Origin of the sequence: Chitinophaga sp. 180180018-3 (assembly GCF_037893185.1) — a bacterium.
Classification (GTDB): Bacteria; Bacteroidota; Bacteroidia; order Chitinophagales; family Chitinophagaceae; genus Chitinophaga.
This window is the reverse complement of the sequence record NZ_CP140772.1, coordinates 6,486,733-6,505,513: the sequence shown is the minus strand read 5'-3', so window position 1 is coordinate 6,505,513 and position 18,781 is coordinate 6,486,733. Positions and strand designations below refer to the sequence as shown.

The 18,781-nt window shown below is 47.2% G+C and carries 13 protein-coding genes; 6 read left to right on the top strand and 7 right to left on the bottom strand.

From position 1 onward, the window contains the following. Nucleotides 1-14: 14 nt before the first annotated feature. The 4 genes from UNH61_RS25520 to UNH61_RS25505 are packed head-to-tail and all read right to left on the bottom strand — an operon-like array spanning nucleotide 15 to nucleotide 3,921. Entirely contained in the window at nucleotides 15-1,463 is a 1,449-nt protein-coding gene (locus UNH61_RS25520; RefSeq protein ID WP_326994840.1) for a DUF3526 domain-containing protein, read from the bottom strand. Further along, entirely contained in the window at nucleotides 1,447-2,868 is a 1,422-nt protein-coding gene (locus tag UNH61_RS25515; protein ID WP_326994839.1) for a DUF3526 domain-containing protein, read from the bottom strand. The genes UNH61_RS25520 and UNH61_RS25515 overlap by 17 nt, the downstream gene beginning before the upstream one ends. 3 nt (nucleotides 2,869-2,871) lie before the next feature. Next, nucleotides 2,872-3,579 carry an ABC transporter ATP-binding protein gene (locus UNH61_RS25510; protein ID WP_326994838.1) on the bottom strand — a complete coding sequence of 236 codons (708 nt, stop codon included), beginning with the start codon at nucleotides 3,577-3,579 and terminating at the stop codon, nucleotides 2,872-2,874. Nucleotides 3,580-3,618: 39 nt separating this feature from the next. After that, nucleotides 3,619-3,921, bottom strand: coding sequence for a hypothetical protein (locus UNH61_RS25505; RefSeq protein WP_326994837.1), 303 nt, complete (start codon nucleotides 3,919-3,921; stop codon nucleotides 3,619-3,621). 219 nt (nucleotides 3,922-4,140) lie between these two features. Here UNH61_RS25505 and lpdA point away from each other — a divergent pair, with 219 nt between their 5' ends. The 6 genes from lpdA to UNH61_RS25475 all read left to right on the top strand — a co-directional run bounded on the left by lpdA (nucleotide 4,141) and on the right by UNH61_RS25475 (nucleotide 14,279). Further along, entirely contained in the window at nucleotides 4,141-5,547 is a 1,407-nt protein-coding gene (lpdA, locus tag UNH61_RS25500) for a dihydrolipoyl dehydrogenase (RefSeq protein WP_326994836.1), read from the top strand. 56 nt (nucleotides 5,548-5,603) lie between these two features. Further along, nucleotides 5,604-6,182, top strand: a complete 579-nt coding sequence (locus UNH61_RS25495; protein ID WP_326994835.1) for a sigma-70 family RNA polymerase sigma factor — start codon at nucleotides 5,604-5,606, stop codon at nucleotides 6,180-6,182. A 61-nt stretch (nucleotides 6,183-6,243) separates the two neighbouring features. Further along, nucleotides 6,244-7,377 (top strand): FecR domain-containing protein, encoded by a 1,134-nt coding sequence (locus tag UNH61_RS25490; RefSeq protein ID WP_326994834.1) that lies wholly within the window; start codon nucleotides 6,244-6,246, stop codon nucleotides 7,375-7,377. Nucleotides 7,378-7,720: 343 nt separating this feature from the next. Then, nucleotides 7,721-11,197 carry a SusC/RagA family TonB-linked outer membrane protein gene (locus tag UNH61_RS25485; RefSeq protein WP_326994833.1) on the top strand — a complete coding sequence of 1,159 codons (3,477 nt, stop codon included), beginning with the start codon at nucleotides 7,721-7,723 and terminating at the stop codon, nucleotides 11,195-11,197. Between the two features lie 12 nt (nucleotides 11,198-11,209). Next, nucleotides 11,210-12,736, top strand: coding sequence for a RagB/SusD family nutrient uptake outer membrane protein (locus UNH61_RS25480; RefSeq protein WP_326994832.1), 1,527 nt, complete (start codon nucleotides 11,210-11,212; stop codon nucleotides 12,734-12,736). A gap of 10 nt (nucleotides 12,737-12,746) precedes the next feature. Next, on the top strand, nucleotides 12,747-14,279 hold the full coding sequence (locus UNH61_RS25475; RefSeq protein WP_326994831.1) for a TlpA disulfide reductase family protein: 1,533 nt from the start codon (nucleotides 12,747-12,749) through the stop codon (nucleotides 14,277-14,279). A gap of 87 nt (nucleotides 14,280-14,366) precedes the next feature. Here the strand turns inward: UNH61_RS25475 and UNH61_RS25470 are convergent, their stop codons facing one another. The 3 genes from UNH61_RS25470 to UNH61_RS25460 all read right to left on the bottom strand — a co-directional run bounded on the left by UNH61_RS25470 (nucleotide 14,367) and on the right by UNH61_RS25460 (nucleotide 18,702). Further along, complete coding sequence (locus UNH61_RS25470) at nucleotides 14,367-16,748, bottom strand: FtsX-like permease family protein (RefSeq protein WP_326994830.1); 2,382 nt, start codon at nucleotides 16,746-16,748, stop codon at nucleotides 14,367-14,369. A gap of 206 nt (nucleotides 16,749-16,954) precedes the next feature. Further along, nucleotides 16,955-17,812 carry a class I SAM-dependent methyltransferase gene (locus UNH61_RS25465; protein WP_326994829.1) on the bottom strand — a complete coding sequence of 286 codons (858 nt, stop codon included), beginning with the start codon at nucleotides 17,810-17,812 and terminating at the stop codon, nucleotides 16,955-16,957. Between the two features lie 95 nt (nucleotides 17,813-17,907). After that, nucleotides 17,908-18,702, bottom strand: coding sequence for a helix-turn-helix domain-containing protein (locus tag UNH61_RS25460; RefSeq protein WP_326994828.1), 795 nt, complete (start codon nucleotides 18,700-18,702; stop codon nucleotides 17,908-17,910). Between the last annotated feature and the right edge of the window lie 79 nt (nucleotides 18,703-18,781).

The window sequence follows — 18,781 nt, the reverse complement described above, 5'->3', positions numbered from 1 at the left end:
TTATCGTTACTATTTTATAGATGTACTTTTTTTCTGAATACAATTATTCCGGCAGTAAGTCCGCAAAAGCTGAGCAATAGCAGATAAACAATACCATTACGCACCATCACTGTTGCCGCGGTGTCAAACGCCGGCGAATACGCAGGAATAGTAGCATAGGCCGCGGTGTCGAAATTCCTGTCGTTAAAATTGAAATCGTAGAAATATGTTTTCCAGCGCTGCCGGAAATCGGTCATGCGCTGATGGAAATAGTCATAGTCTGTCACATCAGTACGGGCAATTTTGTTGAGTAGTGTCTGCGTATATACGACAGGGTTAACCAGGTAACCAGCAGCTACATGCCGTACCTGTTGACGATATGCTTTTTCCTGTGGTTCCAGTTCCCGATCCATCCGTACATCTGTAAGATGATAATAAGCCATTACCCTCCGAAGGCTGCGCTCACTGGTGTCGTAGGCCTGCTCGTTCCGGTATTGTGGATAGCGGAGGTAGAAACTATCCAGCAGCTGTTGCTGCGGAAGATCCCAGGTATCCCAGGCAATTTCACGCTGCCTGGAAGCGTTAACGGCGGCTGTATCAATATTCGTATAGTCGTTGCCGGTAAAACGAAGTAACGCCGGAATAACGATCAGTAGTAACAGCCACATGCCTATCAATGTGATAAGATTGCCTGCAGACGATTGTTTCCAGGAAATGATAAACCAGATGAGCCCCATCCAGAAAGCAGTATAGGCAATACAGATGAATATCCAGGCAGCCAGTTCTTTCCATGTCCAGCTGATGCCGGCAGGCGCCAGGAATAATCCTGCCAGCGTCACCAATGCAATAAGCGATAACAACAGGCCATGTCTCACAAACAATTTGATCAGCATAGCGCTGGTAATATCTCCGCGTTGTATCATCATCAGCGGCAGCGTACCCTGTTCCCTTTCCTGCGATAGCAGATTATAGCACAAACCAATAGCGGCCAGTGGTATCAGGTATATCAGTATAAATGCGAGATCGAAATTCCCGGTCATCAGGAGTAAAGGATTGGCCACCCTCTCTTCAGTAGCAAGGTAACCGGCATTGATCCTGACGGGATAATAATTTCTGATATTATCGCTCATGCCTGTGGAGAACAGCGAGAACACTGCCGGCGGATGATAAGCGGTACTGTACAGGCGATATTCCACAATGGCCGGATCAACAGCCAGCGTATAGTCCGTTTTGGCCTTCGTTGTAGCAGTATCAGCAATCAGCTGCGCATACATCTTTGTATAGGCCTGATGATGGCCCTGCCGGAGGCTGTCGATGGCAGATATGCGTTGCTGAAGCGCTCCTTTACTACAGATGACCGCATAGATACCAATCACCATGAAAACGGCTACCAGCGCCGGTAACATAGCGGTGCGTGTCAGCCACCGCCACTCAAACCAGAACAGTTGGCGGGTAGTTTGTATATGCTTAAATAACTGATTCATTGCTGGATAGTCTTATAAGTAAAAGGTAACCGGCCAGTAACCATGCGATGAGTAGTGCTATGTAAGGTAATTGCTGCAGCAGCACCGCTTGCAGGGATGGGGGCCGGTATTTGAAAACCGGCATCTTCCGGAAAAAAGCAGCATCAGCCTTCCAGTTGTGATCACCGGTTTTACTGCCACCATAAGCCAGTTGCTCATTCAACCGTCGTATGAAATTGTTTCGATACAGGCGTGCAGCTGCAAAAAAATGTGCATGATGCTGATAATCGCTGCCCGATAGACCCATGGATACATGTTGTATGGCAAGATATGGATTGAGTATAGCTGCGTAACCGATGATATTGTTCTGATGCCTGATAATGCTATCGATAGCTGCAATATGCCTGTCGTAGATCTGTTGCATATATTCTTCTGCTGCCTGCATCTGTATGGCGTCAAAGTTGACAGGCAGTTCGTTTACCGTTTTTACATGATATTTTTTCAACCATGCTGCCGTTAGTTTTTCCTGTCGCTGCTCTCTTGGTTCCTTGCCATCGATACCGAATTTTTCTGCACGGCTGATACTTTCCTGCAATTCATACCAGGAGGGAAGCGGATACAGGATATTGCCGGCTGTGGCAGCCATCCGGGGAATGAGTACTGCGCCAGCCAGCCAGGCCCCCAGCAGTATAATCAACGCCTGTCTGCCGGTTTTGGAAAGAAAGGAAATAATAATGCAGCAAAGTACCAGGATACTGGCATACACTGCGTAAGCCAGCATCAGGAGGCAGGCAGCGGTTACATCTGTGTTGCTATGGAATTTATTGAACAGGAATAGTATAGAGAAGAATATGACGAGAGATACCAATAGCATAGCGTTGCTGATCAATAACCCAGACAGTGCTTTACCGGTAAGCAACAGCCTGTTGCCTGCTCCCTGTAGTAGCAGTATTTTTAATGTACCTTGTTCTCTTTCCTGCACATAGCTGTTATAGCAGAAAAAGATAATCAGCAATGGAAAGAACAGCTGCAATACAGTGGCCATGCTGAATTCCCCGAAGCGCAGATAGTTATCGGCTGGTGTGGCAGGGGCTGCAGCCAGCATGTGTTGCACATGTGCCTCCACACGCAGCGTATAGCCGCTGAAGTGATGAATGCCATTATCAAATACACTCAATGTACTTACCGGCTTGTAAATATAAGTGCCGAAATGTGCAGCGGAGTGCGGGTTTTCCGCTTTCAGTTGTGTCCACTGATAACGGAATAGCGAATCGGCCATGGCTCGCTGCTGCGCTAACCGGGTTACCTGTTGCTGTGTTCCGGCAAATGCGATTCCAAGCATGATAAGGAGGAACAGCCATCCGGCGGTCAGGGTTTTACTGCGCCAGATGGTTTGCCACTCCCGGGCAACAATTATTTTAAGCATAGATTATTCAGCTGTGGTCATATGTTCCATGTAAATATTCTCCAACGCGTAATGATCTACTTCTTCTGCATTCATTACTTTGAGCAGGCGACCTTCTTTCATGATACCGATGCGGGTAGCTACTTCTCTGGCGCGGTAAAGGTCGTGCGTAGCCATCAGCACGGCTCTGCCCTCCCGGCTGAAGCGCTGTAGCAGCGCAGAAAATTCGTTGCTCGCAGCCGGATCCAGTCCTGATGTTGGCTCATCAAGCAACAAGGCACCGGCGTTCTTAGCCACAGCTATAGCAATACCTACTTTCTGACGCATCCCTTTCGAATAAGTATGCACGCGCCGGTGAATAGCCGACGGCGCCAGGCCTGCATCCTGCAGGATTTGCACCAGCTCGTCTTTTGAATACGCGATGCCGGTCAGTGCATGAAAGAATTCCAGGTTCTCCAGCCCGCTGAGATAAGGATACAGCATTACCGTTTCAGGGATATAAGCAATATGTCGCCTCGTTTCCCCATGATGTTGCTGTACTGGTATATCATTTACACGTGCTTCTCCGCGGGTTGGCGTTATGAAGCCCAGGAAACAGTTGATGGTAGTTGTTTTTCCGGCGCCATTAGGCCCCAGTAAACAGAACACTTCCCCGCGGCCCACTTCGAGGTTTAAGGCATGTAATGCCGTATGCTGACTAAACCGACAGGTCAGCTCAATAGCCTGCAACATAATTTTTCAATTGCTGGTCAATAAATAAGAGAAGAAAGATTAGACAGGTCGGGCACCGGGCGGGCCTTTGTTAGTCTGCGCCTGGTGAATAACGGCAAGAAACCGGGTGTGAAGGAATTTATATCTTACAGCAATCTGCTGCTGTAACGGAAGAAAAGAAAGACTATGCATCGGCACAGCATCTTTCGTAAGTTCATAATCACAGATATTACAATGATGGGCATTACCATCTGTCAATACCGGAATTATATCGCCGGTTGTGGTAGCGGGTTTTACGGAAATGACATGATATCCTGCTGTTGCGTGCGTATGGCCGACTTTCACTGCCTGCACGAATAACATGACGGCGAGTAAAAAGTAAGATAGCAATTTATGTACAGTAGAATATGCTGGCTGCCCCATTCAACAAATATAGTCCAATTTGTTAAAAATGATACGTTGTTGCAAATTTTAATTACTGATTTTTATCCATGGTTAAAATATACCGAACGGTATATTTTAATTAATTTCCCTACCTTTACTCCGAAGTAGCTGTCAGCTACTTAAAAATGATCACTTATCATGGAAACTACTAATTACGATGTGGTTGTCATCGGATCCGGCCCCGGTGGTTATGTTGGTGCCATCCGGGCTGCACAGCTGGGTTTTAAGGTGGCACTTGTAGAGAAGTATGATACATTGGGCGGAACATGTACCAATGTTGGCTGCATACCTGCCAAGGCTTTACTGGACAGCTCTGAGCACTATCATAAAGCGGAAACACAGTTCGGTACTCATGGAATTGACATCAATGAGCTGAAGCTCAACTTCAGCCGGTTTATTCAGCGGAAGCAGGAGGTAGTTAAGCAGAATATATCCGGGCTGGTATATCTGATGAAGAAGAATAAGATAGATGTACATCACGGCACCGGCAGTTTTGTGGATGCACACCGGTTAAAGGTTAGCACATCTGGCGGCGATATACTCCTTAACGCGCGTTATTTTGTGATCGCAACCGGTTCAAAACCTGCTACACTTCCAGGTATCACTATCGATAAAGAAAGAATTATTACTTCCACAGAAGGCTTGTCGCTTTCAGCACAACCCGCGGCTGTGATCATTATCGGCGGAGGTGTGATCGGAGTGGAGATGGCCTCTGTATATGCCCGCATTGGTACCCATGTTACTATCATCGAATATGCTGATTCGCTCATTCCTACGATGGACAGGGAGCTCGGAAAAGCGCTGCAGAAATCGCTGACTGCATTAGGAATTGACATCCGGCTGAACAGCAAGGTGCAATCTGCCACCAATTCCGGTACTGCAGCAGTGGTGGGCTTCCTCGGTCAGGATGGCAAACAAACGGAGCTGAGCGCCGACTACTGCATGGTGGCGGTAGGCAGAAGAGCCTACACTAATGGTTTGAATCTGAAAGCAGTGGGCATTGTACCTGCGAAGAACGGAAAGATCCCTGTTAACAGCGTTTTGCAAACTACGGTTCCGAATATTTACGCTATCGGAGATGTGATTGAAGGGCCCATGCTGGCACATAAAGCTGAAGAAGAAGGAACCCTGGTGGCAGAGGTGATTGCCGGATTAAAGCCGCATATCGATTATAATCTTGTTCCCAACGTAGTTTATACCTGGCCGGAAGTGGCTTCAGTAGGGGCTACTGAGGAACAACTGAAAGCAGCGGGCATTGCTTACCGTTCCGGGAAGTTCCCTTATATGGCCAGTGCCCGCGCAAGAGCCTCTATGGACACCGATGGCTTTGTAAAAGTACTGATAGCCGAAGCCTATAATGAAGTGCTGGGCGTTCATATCATAGGCCCGAGGGCCGCGGACGTCATTGGGCAGGCTGCAGTAGGGATGGCACATGAAACAACCGCTGATGAAATGTTCAGGATCTGCTATGCACATCCTACCTACTCAGAGGCATTGAAAGATGCCTTCCTCATCGGAGCGGGAGGGAAAGCGGTGAATATTTAAGCATCTGAATAGAAAAAATTATATTTTTATGCCGCCAACCATATTTCATTTCTTCTATGCGTCCGTATGTGGAATATACCGATGAGCAACTGATTGACCTGCTTAAAAGCAGTAATGAAACGGCTTTTGCGGAAATCTATGATCGCTACTGGCAACAACTTTACAGATCTGCCTGTCGCAAGCTGGCCGACTCCGGGCAGGCCGAAGAAATTATACAGGATATATTTATGGATATCTGGAAACGACGAAAAGAGCTACATGTCCGGCATTTACCGGCATATCTTGAGCAGGCCGTTCGTTTCAGGCTCATTAATTTTGTTACCCGTCAGAAAATACCTGCTTTCTTTGATCTGTTTGAAACATTGCTTTATTCTCCCTATGAGGCAGATGTGCTGTTGAAGCAGAAAGATCTCATTAGCCTGATAGAAGCCTGGATAGGGACGCTACCGGAAACCCAACGACATATTTTTATTCAGCACTATATTAAAGAGTTGTCTGTTAAGGAGATAGCTGTTTCCATGGACCTGTCTCCCAAAACTATACAAAATAACCTGAGCCTGTCGCTACGCCACCTGCGTACCCGTCTGGCTGCCCTGTTGGCAATATGCTATCTCCTTTTCTCAGAAATTTTTTAATTTTTTTTCACTTTTCCGGGAAACAAGCATTTTTTCTGTGACTATACTAAAAAGTGGTTCTATGTATTTTTCCGACTGGCATCGGAAGCATTTATTATCCATACTGAAGAAGTACGAAGCGGGACAGGCCACTCCGGCGGAAATCCGGCTGGTGGAGAGCTATCTGGATCGCCTGGATGAATTAAACAGCGATGCTGATGTATCGTTGAACGAGAGGAATGATTTGCAGGAACGGATGAAAGCCCGGTTACTGCAGCGGGTACGGGCAGAGCAGGGGCAGCGGATGAGAACGGTACGACCGCGGCGTATATTATTATGGAGTACTGTGGCTGCAGCAGTTTTGCTGCTCATCGGGATAGGAATGTACCAGCGTCATCAGCCAACAGCACCTGTGCTGCTGGCTGCTCACGACAAGGCGCCCGGCCATAATGGTGCGGTTCTTCAATTGTCTGATGGCAGCTCGATTGTGTTAGACAGCATCACGAATGGTACAGTGGCTATGCAGGGGAAGGTAAAGGTGGTGAAAGAAAATGGCGCTATACGCTATGAAGGAACATCGGATCAGCCAGTATACAATACCATTACTACCGATAACAGCAGGCAATGGAAGATGTTGTTGCCGGACGGTACAGAAGTATGGCTGAATGCTGCCAGCTCTATTCGTTACCCGCTGAGTTTTGCAGGAAAAGAAAGGGTGGTAGACATTACCGGCGAAGTATACTTCAAGGTAGTACATAATGCAGCTCAGCCATTTAAAGTGCGGGTTGGCAGGCATGTGATCGAAGACCTCGGTACTGCCTTCAATGTAAATGCATATGAAGATGAGCCTGTCATGAAAACGACCTTACTGGAAGGCCTGGCAAAAGTGAACGGAACCATGTTGCGACCCGGCCAGCTGGCACAAGTGAACAAGGGACAAACGCAGGTAATCCTGAGCCAGCCCGAAAATGCCGGAGATGCTATAGTTTGGACCAATGGGCAGCTTTCCCTGGAAAGTGGGGACGTTGCCACGTTGTTACGCAAAATCGCACGCTGGTATGATGTGAAAATAAAAGTGAATGGCACTTTGCCAGGTACTGGATTTGTAGGGATCATCGATAAAGATGTTTATCTGTCCAGCGTAATAAAGGCCCTGGCTGTTTATGGGATCGATGCGCGTCTGGAACATCAGACATTAATCGTTTCTGCCAGATAACAGGAGTCATTAACCAACCATAACGATAGTATTACAACAAGATAGCTGTTGGAAAATTTGTACGTCCTTAAATAGAACCAACCGGCGCCTCACCACCCCCGGAGATTATTTATTCAACCAAAAAATTGTTTCGCATGATTCAAAATTCCTGCTAACTAACCGGTATGTCCTAATGGAAAGCCGGAAGTGATCACTACTCACTCCCGGCCAAATATCCGGGCGCCTAAGAATTTTATCGCTTTTTCAAAGTCTACCCGAACAATCCAAAATTATGTATTTCAATGTTAATGTAAAAGCCCCCCGGGGCAACGGCTTTTTATTGCCATTTTTAATTTGGAAGATTATGCGGCTGACATCCTTGTTACTCATAATCAGCTTACATCTGAGCGCTAAGATCTATTCACAACGTGTAACTATTATTGAAGAAAAACTGAGCATTCACCACGCTCTGAACGAAATCAAAAAACAGACGGGCTATTCTTTCATTGCTGATAACAGGCTGATTGACAATACCGTATTACATCACCTCAGGCTGAACAATGCAACGCTGCAACAGGCGCTTGAAGCATGCCTGCAGGGATTGCCGTACTCTTACAGTATCGCCGATCACCTGATCGTGATAAAGCGCAGGGGAATGCTGTTGCCTGATTTCACCACACCGATCTTAGAAACATATCCCCTGCGGGGCCGCGTTACTGATGTCAGTGGCGAACCCCTCGTAGGCGTGAGCATACGCGTGGAGGGAAAAGCGATGGGTACGGTAACCAACGATAAAGGTGAATTTTCGTTGAATGAGGTAGATGATCATACGACCCTGTTTATAGGCAGTGTTGGGTACGAAACAGTTAGAATAAAACCAGAGGGGAAAACCTTCCTGACGATCGTCCTGAAGGTAAAGACCGCGCTGTTGGACAAGGTAGTCGTAGTGTCGACCGGCTATCAGACCATTTCCCGGGAGCGCGCTACCGGCTCTTATGATGCTATTAGCAGGCAGCAGCTCGATAAACCGGCCATCAATATTGCACAACGGCTTATTGGTACTACGGCAGGTATGCAGGCAAAATTGGATGTAGACGGAAACCCTACCTTCGAAATCAGGGGTAAAACCAGCTTATATGCCAATGCCAGCCCACTGGTAGTAGTAGATGGATTCGCTGTACAGGGCGATTTTAACTCTATCAATCCTAACGATGTGGAAAGCATTACTATCCTGAAAGATGCTGCTGCAGCCTCCATCTGGGGCGCACGTTCCGCTAATGGAGTGATAGTGGTGACTACCAAAAAATCAGCAAGAGGAGTGCCACTGCGCGTGGAGCTTTCTGCATTTACCCGTGTCGGCAGCAAGTTTGATCTGGGCTATGTCAATCCCCTGGCTTCTTCTGCGGAAACTGTGGAATACGAAAAACTCACTTTCAACCGCTGGGGAGCACTTACCAACTCAGGCGACTTTGCCTCAAATGTCGGATTCCAATGGTCTCAGGCCTCCGTGGCACTCAGCGAAAATTATCTGGGCTTCCTGCCGGATGCGCAACGCGATGCTGTCCTGAACAAGCTAAAAACACAGGATAACCGCTCACAGATATCCCGCTATCTCCTGTCGAACCCCGTAAATCAGCAGTATAACCTGACGCTCTATGGTGGCAGCACACGCATGAGCAACGTGGTTTCCCTGCTGTTCGGGAAAAACCAGTCCAACTTCAAAGGAACCTACGACAAAAATTATATGTTCAACTACCGCGGCAGTGCCAATGTGTTTAAATGGCTCGACTTCAACGCCTCTGCCATGTTGCAGTATAACGAACAACATAATAACGGTGTTTCCCTGGCAGATATACAGGGGCTGTCGCCTTATGATATGCTGGTGAATCCGGATGGCTCGTACACCAATATCAGTCAATACTACTGGCCCATCCTGCAAAGAAAGGTACCTACGAGTAAATTCCCGTACTCCGACTGGACCTACAATCCCATCCAGGAAATAGCCGGCAGGGATATTACCGCCCAGCAACTTAACGCCCGTATGCAGGCAGGGCTCACCTTCAGGCTGGCAAAAGGTATTTCTTTTGATAGCAGGATTCAGTATGAGCTGTTTAACACGTTTAATCGCGGGCTGTATAGCGATCAGTCGTTTTACGTAAGAAATAAAGTAAACACGGCAGCTGCCTGGGATCAGACAACCAATGCCATTACCCTGAACCTGCCTAAAGGCGGTATCCTTACACAGAACCGTACCAGGGCAGAAGCTTATAACTTCCGTAACCAGGTGAACTTTAATCGCTCATTTGGCCGTAAGCATGAGGTAAATATGATCGCCGGCTCGGAGGTCAATAATCTGGTTACACAAACTTTCGGCAATCCGGATGCCTACGGCTATAACGATCAGACACTGACCCTGGGAACGTTTCCCAATGGCCCCGGAGGTACGTTTAATCCTATTAAAAACTGGATGGGCAATAATCAGACTTTTGCCTATACCAATACTTTTTCCTACAGAACAGAGAGATATTTCTCCCTGTATGCTAATGCAGCCTATACTTTCAACAACAGATATACCCTCTCGGGCAGTTACCGCACAGATGCCTCTAACCTGATCACTGATGATCCGAAATACCGGTTTGCACCCTTTTGGTCTATAGGTGGAGCCTGGCGTTTGCAACAGGAGCCTTTTATGACCAGGCTTACCTGGATAGACCGGCTCACGCTGCGCCTGACCTATGGGTATAATGGTAACGTGGACAAGTCTACCGCATTTCGTCCGCTTATCGCTACCACGGCCACTCCTGATGTTTATACGCAGGACTTCAAGGCATCTATCTCCAGCTATGGCAATCCTACATTACGCTGGGAGAAAACCGGCACCTGGAATCTGGGCGCCGATTACATGCTGTTTAACGGAAAGCTGAGAGGGAAAATCGATATGTATAACAAAAACGGCCGCGATCTTATAGCCGTACTGTCGATACCAGCGGTGAACGGTACTACTTCCCAGCGGCTGAACAACGCTTCCATGAATAACCGCGGTATTGAGCTGACAATAGGTACATCTCTGCCAATCAGGAAAAATGATATCGTTTGGAGCGGGGATATTAATTTTTCGTATAACCGTAACCGTATAACGAGTTTATTTGTGGCTAACTACCCCGCCTATACGTTATTTAGTGGCGGATCCGGTGCTTATGTGGAAGGAAAGGATGCGAGCACACTCTGGAGCTTCCAGTATGCAGGCGTATACGATAAACAACCCTATGTTAAAGGTGCTAAAGGCGACAAGTATAATTTCACAGGTTGGACACCCGGAGATGGCAGGGATTATATGTTGGCCATGGGACCACAGGTAGCGCCCTATACACTGGGAATAATGAACTCATTCAAAATCTATGACTTTGATCTGTCCTTTATTATAACGGGCAAATTCGGGCATGTCTTCAACAGGATGTCTTTCAACTACCCCACATTATGGAGTAGCCGGGTACTCCCTAACAAAAAACTGAATGAGGTGATGAATGGCGATCCCATGAAAATAGTGCCACTGCCGATGAATGACAATGAGCCTAAATTTTATTTCTGGGATCGCTTCTATCCTTACATGAGCTACCTGGTAGAAAATGCTTCACATATACGCATGCAGGAAGTAAATATCACCTACAACCTGAAACGCAGTCTGGCGAAAGCGCTCCATGTTGGCGGCCTGCAACTATATGCACAGGGCAACAATTTGTTCACCATACTGGCTAATCATGCAGGAGAAGATCCGGAATATCCAATGGGGGGAATGAAGCCTCAGCCGAAATTCACTTTTGGCCTTAAACTATCACTCTAAACCAACCATTATATGTTTGTAAAAAATACTTATTGGCTTATTGGGGCGGCACTGTGGATAATGGCTGGCTCCTGTAACAATTACCTGGATGCTCCTCCGTCAAAAACCAGTTCTCTGGTAGTAACTACTACTGCTCAGCTATCGGCTTTGCTGAACAACTACAGTACATTTTATCAGGAGGGTAACAGAACTGCCATTTATAGTACTGATGATGCTGACCTGCCGGTAGAATTGTTTAATGCCCGGCCTTCTACCTTTTCCATGGCACAGGTAGAATTTACACTCTGGGATATCGATAACCTGCCGGACGATGGAAGAGAATCTTTCTGGAGTGGGGAATATAAGAAGATCTTCAATGCCAATATGGCCCTCGCATATGCGGATAAAGTAAGCGGCACCAGTGATGAAAAAGATATTATCAAAGCAGATGCTCATTTTATCAGGGCTTATAGCTACTGGGTACTCGCCAATACCTATTGCCTGCCCTACACCGCGGCCAATAAGCAGGCAGCCGGGTTGCCATTGAAACTAACTACTGATTTTACTGAACCGGTGGCCCGGCAGCCGCTGGAAAAAGTGTATGCACAAATAGAAGCCGATCTGGCCGAAGCACTGAAAACAACGGTGACGTTGGTGCAGAACGGTGTGCCACATCACTGGAGAGCCAGCAAAGCAGGGGTAAATGGTTTTGCAGCCAGGTACTACCTCAACCGGAATAACTACACCGAAGCACTCAAATATGCCAACGCTGCATTGGCTGAATACAGCCAGCTGGTAGATTACAATACCGCCATGAAATATGGCAGAGACGGGAGTATAACGATCAATCCCGGCACACCACAGGCACAGACCGTGACTATCAAATATCCTTATACCCACAATAATCAGACGGATATGACGGATATGATCGGCTGGAAGGAGTTTCTTTATTTCCGTATGTTGAATCATGAATCCTGGTGGTATATCCCTTCCCGGGCATTGCTGAATCTCTACGATCAGGATCATGACCTGCGATATACCTATCATATGGTGCAGAATTATTCGTACGACAGAGGGCTGATTAAACCAGCCTATAGCTATCCGGGGTATGTTTTCTTTTTCAAAGACAGGATCCCCTCCGGACCTACTGTGGCAGAGATGCTGTTGATCAAGGCGGAATGCCTTGCCAGAACAGGCGACGTAGCAGGGAGTATGACGGCTGTAAACACGTTACGTGCTGCCCGCATGAAACCCGGCTCCTGGGTGAACCTGACAGCTGCAGATAAAAATGAGGCAGTGAAGCTGATCCTGCAGGAGCGCCGCCGGGAGATGCCGTTTTCTCAGCGCTGGTTTGATATCAGGCGTTTTAATAATAATGAAGATCCTTCCGATGATGTGGTGCTGAGTCGGACTTTTTACCCTTATAACAATGCCCAGGTACTGACAACGCAGCCAACGAAGGTATATACGCTGCCCGCAAATTCGCTCCGCTTTGCAGCGCCGATACCACGTACAGAAATTATTTCCAGTAACGGTATAATAGAACAGAATAAGTATTAAATTTTATTATATGAAGAAACGAAATATATTAGGTGCCGGTCTGGCACTGGGACTAATGGCAGTTACTAACGTAAATGCACAAACGAAAAATGAAAATAGCGATCTGCAGCAACTCAAAGCAGTGGTGGCCAGCCATCCGGATAGTCTGGAGGCACATCAGCGTTTTATCGAGGCCTTCCGGAAAAGCATACCTGGCGCTTCTTTCCGCAATGCTGATTCTGTAACATCCCTGCTTGCCGGTCAGTATGCTGCCTGGATGAAAAAATATCCCAAAGCAGCTAATGTAGCTTTCGCTATTGGCGAAGCTTATGCAGATGCTGAAAGCCCTAAGGCAAAGACATATCTGCTGCAGGCGGTGAAAATAAATCCTCAGCTGGCCAAAGCCTGGAGGGATCTTGCTTTTGATGCCGAACGCTGGGGGAATGAATCCATGTCACGGGAGTACATGGGGAAAGCCGCTGCAGCAGCGCCAGACGACCCTTCCTATGCTTTTTATCATGCGATGGATTTCGAACACGTAGATCCCGGAAAATGGCGTAACATGATATACGACCTGGCTAAACGTTTTCCTCAGAGTGAAAGAGGGGCACAGGGCCTCTACTGGCTGGGCGCCCGTTCAAATGATACTACTGAAAAAGTAAAAGTATTTGAACAGCTGAAAGCAGCCTATCCCCCGGAAAAGTTCAGTTGGTCTTCCGGTGGAATGGATGGCCTGTATAATATCTACATGAATACTACGCCAGGGAAAGCACTTGAATTAGCTACTTCTCTCAGTAACCTGGAGGGCTGGAAAGCAAAAGATACCCTGGCACGCAAATTCATATCAGTTCACCAGGCACTGGACAATCACCAATATCAGCAGGCAGGCGAAATATTGCGTGGTATACGCCTTCCGAGATACAGCAGCCTGAAAAATGCCTTGGTACTGCTAACTGCTCAGGCAGCTCATGGAGCCGGCAATACGGCTGAAGCATATCGTGGCCTGACAGAACTATATGCCAAAGAACCCACGGATGCAATAAAAGCAGCACTGGACAATTACAGTAAACTGTTGGGTAAAAATGAAAATGATGTCAGCAAGGATGTATGGGCCATTCGTGCGCAAACCACCAAACCTGCACCCGGATTTAACCTGCCTCAGTATTTGCAATCCGGTAATGCCAGCCTCGAACACTTCAAAGGAAAAGTAGTATTACTCACATTCTGGTTCCCGGGCTGCGGGCCCTGCCGCGGCGAATTCCCGCATTTCCAGAATGTCATTAATAAGTTCAGTAAGGATGAGGTAGTTTATGTAGGCATAAATGTAGCAATGGATCAGGATCCGTATGTACGGCCCTTTATGAAAGGAACCGGATATTCGTTTATCCCTTTACGTGATGAAAAAGAAGAAGCGCAGAAAGCATACAAAGTACGGGGAGAACCCAGTAACTTTCTGATCGATCAACATGGGCAGCTGGTATTTGCCGATTTCCGTACCGATGGAAGTAATGAACAGACACTTGAACTGATGATCGGATCATTGCTGAGCAAGGGAAAGAATTAGGAATATAGAATGAATAATTAAGAAGGCCAGCGAAGATCATCTTCGCTGGCCTTCTTAATTATTCATTCTATATTCCTAATTCTTTCTTTACTCCGTCTTCAACGTCTTCGCCGGATTCCTCAGCGCTGCTCTCACAGCCTGGTAACTGACTGTCAGCAGGGTGATGAGCAATGCACCGCTTCCTGTTAATACAAATATCCACCACGGAATACCCGCCTGGTAATCATATCGCGAGAGCCAGTTATGCATGAGCTGATAAGAGAGTGGAGTCGCTATGATCATAGCAATAACTACCAGTATTACAAAGTCTCTCGACAATAAATGCCATAAACTAAGTACTGATGCCCCCAGTATCTTACGTATACCTATTTCCTTGGTACGTTGCTCCGCCATAAAAGAGGCCATACCAAATAGTCCCAGGCAACTGATGAGGATAGCCAGACCTGCGAAAAAACCGGCCAGCTTACCATCCCGCTCTTCGCTGCTGAACTTGCGCGCGTATTCCAGGTTAACAAACTGGTAGTCGAAAGGCTGGGCCGGACTAAATTTCTCAAATATTGTTTTTATTTGTGCAATGGCATCATTGGCACTCCGTGCAGGATTCATTCTGATTACCGCGAAATTTCCATCCATCTTTGTCATGTAGTAGAAAGATGGTCTCACCGCCTGATATGGATTTTCTACAATCATATCATGGATTACCCCGATAATCCGGAAGGGACGATCACCCCATTTCACCACTTCACCTATCGGATCTTTTAATCCCATAAATTTTACGGCACTTTCGTTTACGACAAATGCTGCGGTATCAGAAGCAAAGTCGCGCGAGAAATCTCTTCCGGCCTTAAATTGCCAGCCTACCGTCTGCCCATAGTCGTATGATACACCGTTATTAGGGAAATCAACTGCGAGGGAAGGATCTTTGCCTGTCCATTCGAAACCGCCGGAAGTAGATGCTACATTGGTAAGGGCACTGGCAGATTCAGCCATCTCTACAATAGCGTTTGTATTTTTTAATTCATTTCTGACAACATCAAAATGATTGTGAATGTCGAGGGTATATAATCGTATAGCGACAAGTCCTTCGCGGGAGTATCCTACCGGACGGTTTCTTGCGAATTGTATCTCGCGAAATATTACTGTCGTACCAATGATCAATATAATGGAAACGCAAAACTGTGTTACTACGAGCACCTTGCGGGGAATAGCTGCATTGCGGCCGGCTCTGAAGGTGCCTTTCAATACTTTTACGGGGCGGAAAGAGGAGAGATATAATGCAGGGTAGCTGCCGGCAATCAATCCTGTGATGATGCAAAAAACAATACACAACAGCCAGAAGAATGGATTGGTCCAGAGAATGCCTGTTTTTTTATCTGCCACACTATTAAAAGCAGGAAGTAAAAGCTGTACGAGCAGCAGCGCCATTACCAAAGACAAAAACGACAATGACAATGACTCGCTAAAAAACTGAAGTATCAGCTGGCTTCGTTGCGAACCTATCGATTTACGGATGCCTACTTCCTTAGCCCTTTTCTCTGATCGTGCTGTGCTGAGGTTCATGAAATTAATGCAGGCTAACAGCAATACAAATGCGCCTATAACACCGAAGAGCCATATAAAACGAATATCGCCACCTGTATTTACTCCATTTTTAAATTCTCCATACAGGTGCCACTTTTTCATCGGCTGCAAATACAACAGCGGTTGGAATTTCTTTTCATCCGCGCGGATATTATTCAGCTTTGCATTCCGGATACTCGCAGCTGCCTGATCGATGTTCACATGATCGCCCAGTTCCACGAAAACCTGGCAGATATTGTTTCCCCAGAGATAGTCCATTTTTTTTATCCAGGTTTCTATAACCGGCATCACCGCCCAGGGGATTACATAACCAACACGCGCAAACGAAGAATTATCCGGAGGATCCTGGTAAATACCACCTACTTTCACATCCAGCTGATTATCTACCCTGATGAGCTTATTCATTGGATCTGCATCACCAAAAATTGCCCGGGCTGTAGATTTTGAAAGCAGAATCGTATTTGGATCCTTCAGACTGGAACTGCCGGCCTCCATCTGAAGGTCCATGATATCCGGGCCGTGTTCCTCCATGAAATTGCCTTCCCTGGTCAGTTTTCGATCGGCGGTAGCAAGGATATGAGCCTGTGTCCACGACGACATCACTACATATTTAAAATTGCCGCCGTAGTCATGACGAAGAACTTCCGACAGCGGGAAGGGCATCGCAAACCAGGTATCGATTTTTCCGTTGAAGGTCTGGTTCTGGTATACCTGTGCGATGCGTTCATAATGCCTGTTCTGTTTATCGAACGACAATTCATTCCATATCCACAAGCCAATCAGGATGGCAACTGCCATGCCTGCCGAAAGGCCTGCTATGTTGATGAAGGAATGTATCTTGTTCTTCACCATGTTTCGGAATGCTATTTTCAGGTAGTTCTTGAACATATCATATTTTTTGCTGGCTCATTCCACGGCACTAAGATAATGCCGTTAGTTAAGAGTTTGATAATCAGTAATCTGCTATTGGATGAGTGTCCGCTTTTGCACAGTGTACGGCCACTTCCGGACTTGGAAAAGAGCCGGCAGGAACAACTGAAAAAGCCGGAAATCAGATGATCTCCGGCTTTCGCTATAACGTTTATCCGTATCCGTTAGGTAGTGGCAACCAGTATTGGTTCGCCGGTGGAGGGACCGAGTCCGTCTTTTCTGTCTGCGAAATACCGGTTGGTAAGATCGCCGGCAGACACGATTTCCCCATTGTGCAGACCTGCTTTTGCAGCAAGTGTCAGCATTTCTGTTGGTGTGAAGAAGCTGAGAAAGGGAGTTCCTGCTGCCTGAGCTCCTTTCATGGCCATTTCCAGCAGGCGTTGTTCTTCCGGGCTCGCCAGTTCTTTCGGTAACAGGAACGACATGGCCAGTGTAGAACCCGGCGCCAATGTAGCCACTTGTTGAAGCAATCCCAGGATGGCCTCGTGTGTGAGGTACATACTTACGCCGGTACAGGCCACCACAGCCGGGCGGCTGGTATCGAAACCTGCGGCTGTTAATGAAGAAAGCCAGTTGGCGGTCTTTTCAAAATCAACCGGCACGAAGTGTAACCGTTCTGGTACCGGTATTCCGAGCGTGGTCAGGCGTTGTTGTTTCCATGCCTGCGTGGCGGGTTCATCAATCTCATATACGGTTACTTTATCAATGAGATCCTTTCTCCTGAGAGCAAATGTATCCAGGCCAGCGCCCAGGATCACATATTGCTGCACGCCCCGGTCCATGGCTGCTGTCACCAGATCTTCAGCGAACCGCGCCCGCGTAACGATGGAGATACGCGCCTGTTTGGTACCTTCCGGGTGCATGTCGGGCCGTTGCTGCCAGTTTGCTTCCGGGGCTATCAATTGCAGGCCTACTTCATCTTCCAGCAGGTGAGGCGGAGCATCTACCTGCAGATGTAACGCTCTCCATAAAGCCGTACGTATGGCGGTATTATCCGGTATCGTTTTTACATGCTGCTGCATATTCTAACTGTTTGTATGATAGAAAATAACTTATTTGAAGCAAAGTTACCAGCAGTGATTGCATTTAAATTGTAAAAAACCGACAGCCTCTTTTTTTAAGACTGCCATTCGGGGAAACCGGGCATCCGCTCTATGGTATTGCGTTGGTAAATACCCGGACTCGCTCCGGAGAATAGTTTAAAGTCGCGGATAAAATGCGATTGGTCGTAATAACCAGTCGAATGGGCGATATCAGTGAGTGAAAGAGAGCCGTTCTGGCGTAAAAGCGATAATGAGTGCTGGAAACGGGCGATTCGGGCAAACAGGATGGGAGTAATGCCGACATGTGTGTGAAAGAGCCGTTCGAGCGAGCGTTCCGACAGGTTGAGATCACGTAGCACGCGGGATAACTGCTCGCCCCGTTGTATGGCTGAAACAGCATATTCCACCTTCTTATCGTCGCCTTCCCCACGGTGTGCCAGCCCGAGCAGAAAGGAGGAGAAACAGGCAATCTGCTGCTGCACGGTGCTGCAATCCATTAATTGCTCGGTTAGCAGCGTACTGGTCAGCTGAGTAATACAGGTATTCTGCTGCGTCAGCTCATTGGCATCCAGGCCAAATACTGCTTTAAGTGCAGTAGGCTGAAAATTTACGCCAATGGTACGAAAGCTGCCACTGCAACGCAATTGCCCGTATTTTTTTGCCTGGCCGAAAACAAATAATTGTGGTAACTGTTCGCCTTCAAAACCTGTGAACGCCCTGGGATCTTCCTGGAAGATAATCCCTGGCGCTCCATTACACATCACCGTGAATGCCTTTTCAGACAGATCATCTGTCCGGTTCTCCAGTATCCAGAAGTGGCGTACATAATTTCTGAGGGCCGCAGGCGGTGCAATTACCTGAAAATTCATGCGTCGTTATTTCTGGAACAAAGATACGATAGGAATTACGAATGGGGAGTGAAGAATGAAGAAACAGCGCAGTAGCATT

Bases quoted from the DNA above. Each gene is read 5' to 3' on its own strand.
- UNH61_RS25515 (WP_326994839.1), bottom strand. From the start codon at position 2,868: ATGCTTAAAATAATTGTTGCCCGGGAGTGGCAAACCATCTGGCGCAGT.
- UNH61_RS25505 (WP_326994837.1), bottom strand. From the start codon at position 3,921: ATGTTATTCGTGCAGGCAGTGAAAGTCGGCCATACGCACGCAACAGCA.
- UNH61_RS25470 (WP_326994830.1), bottom strand. From the start codon at position 16,748: ATGTTCAAGAACTACCTGAAAATAGCATTCCGAAACATGGTGAAGAAC.
- UNH61_RS25495 (WP_326994835.1), top strand. From the start codon at position 5,604: ATGCGTCCGTATGTGGAATATACCGATGAGCAACTGATTGACCTGCTT.
- UNH61_RS25520 (WP_326994840.1), bottom strand. From the start codon at position 1,463: ATGAATCAGTTATTTAAGCATATACAAACTACCCGCCAACTGTTCTGG.
- UNH61_RS25480 (WP_326994832.1), top strand. From the start codon at position 11,210: ATGTTTGTAAAAAATACTTATTGGCTTATTGGGGCGGCACTGTGGATA.
- UNH61_RS25465 (WP_326994829.1), bottom strand. From the start codon at position 17,812: ATGCAGCAGCATGTAAAAACGATACCGGATAATACCGCCATACGTACG.
- UNH61_RS25490 (WP_326994834.1), top strand. From the start codon at position 6,244: ATGTATTTTTCCGACTGGCATCGGAAGCATTTATTATCCATACTGAAG.
- UNH61_RS25485 (WP_326994833.1), top strand. From the start codon at position 7,721: ATGCGGCTGACATCCTTGTTACTCATAATCAGCTTACATCTGAGCGCT.
- UNH61_RS25460 (WP_326994828.1), bottom strand. From the start codon at position 18,702: ATGAATTTTCAGGTAATTGCACCGCCTGCGGCCCTCAGAAATTATGTA.
- UNH61_RS25475 (WP_326994831.1), top strand. From the start codon at position 12,747: ATGAAGAAACGAAATATATTAGGTGCCGGTCTGGCACTGGGACTAATG.
- lpdA (WP_326994836.1), top strand. From the start codon at position 4,141: ATGGAAACTACTAATTACGATGTGGTTGTCATCGGATCCGGCCCCGGT.
- UNH61_RS25510 (WP_326994838.1), bottom strand. From the start codon at position 3,579: ATGTTGCAGGCTATTGAGCTGACCTGTCGGTTTAGTCAGCATACGGCA.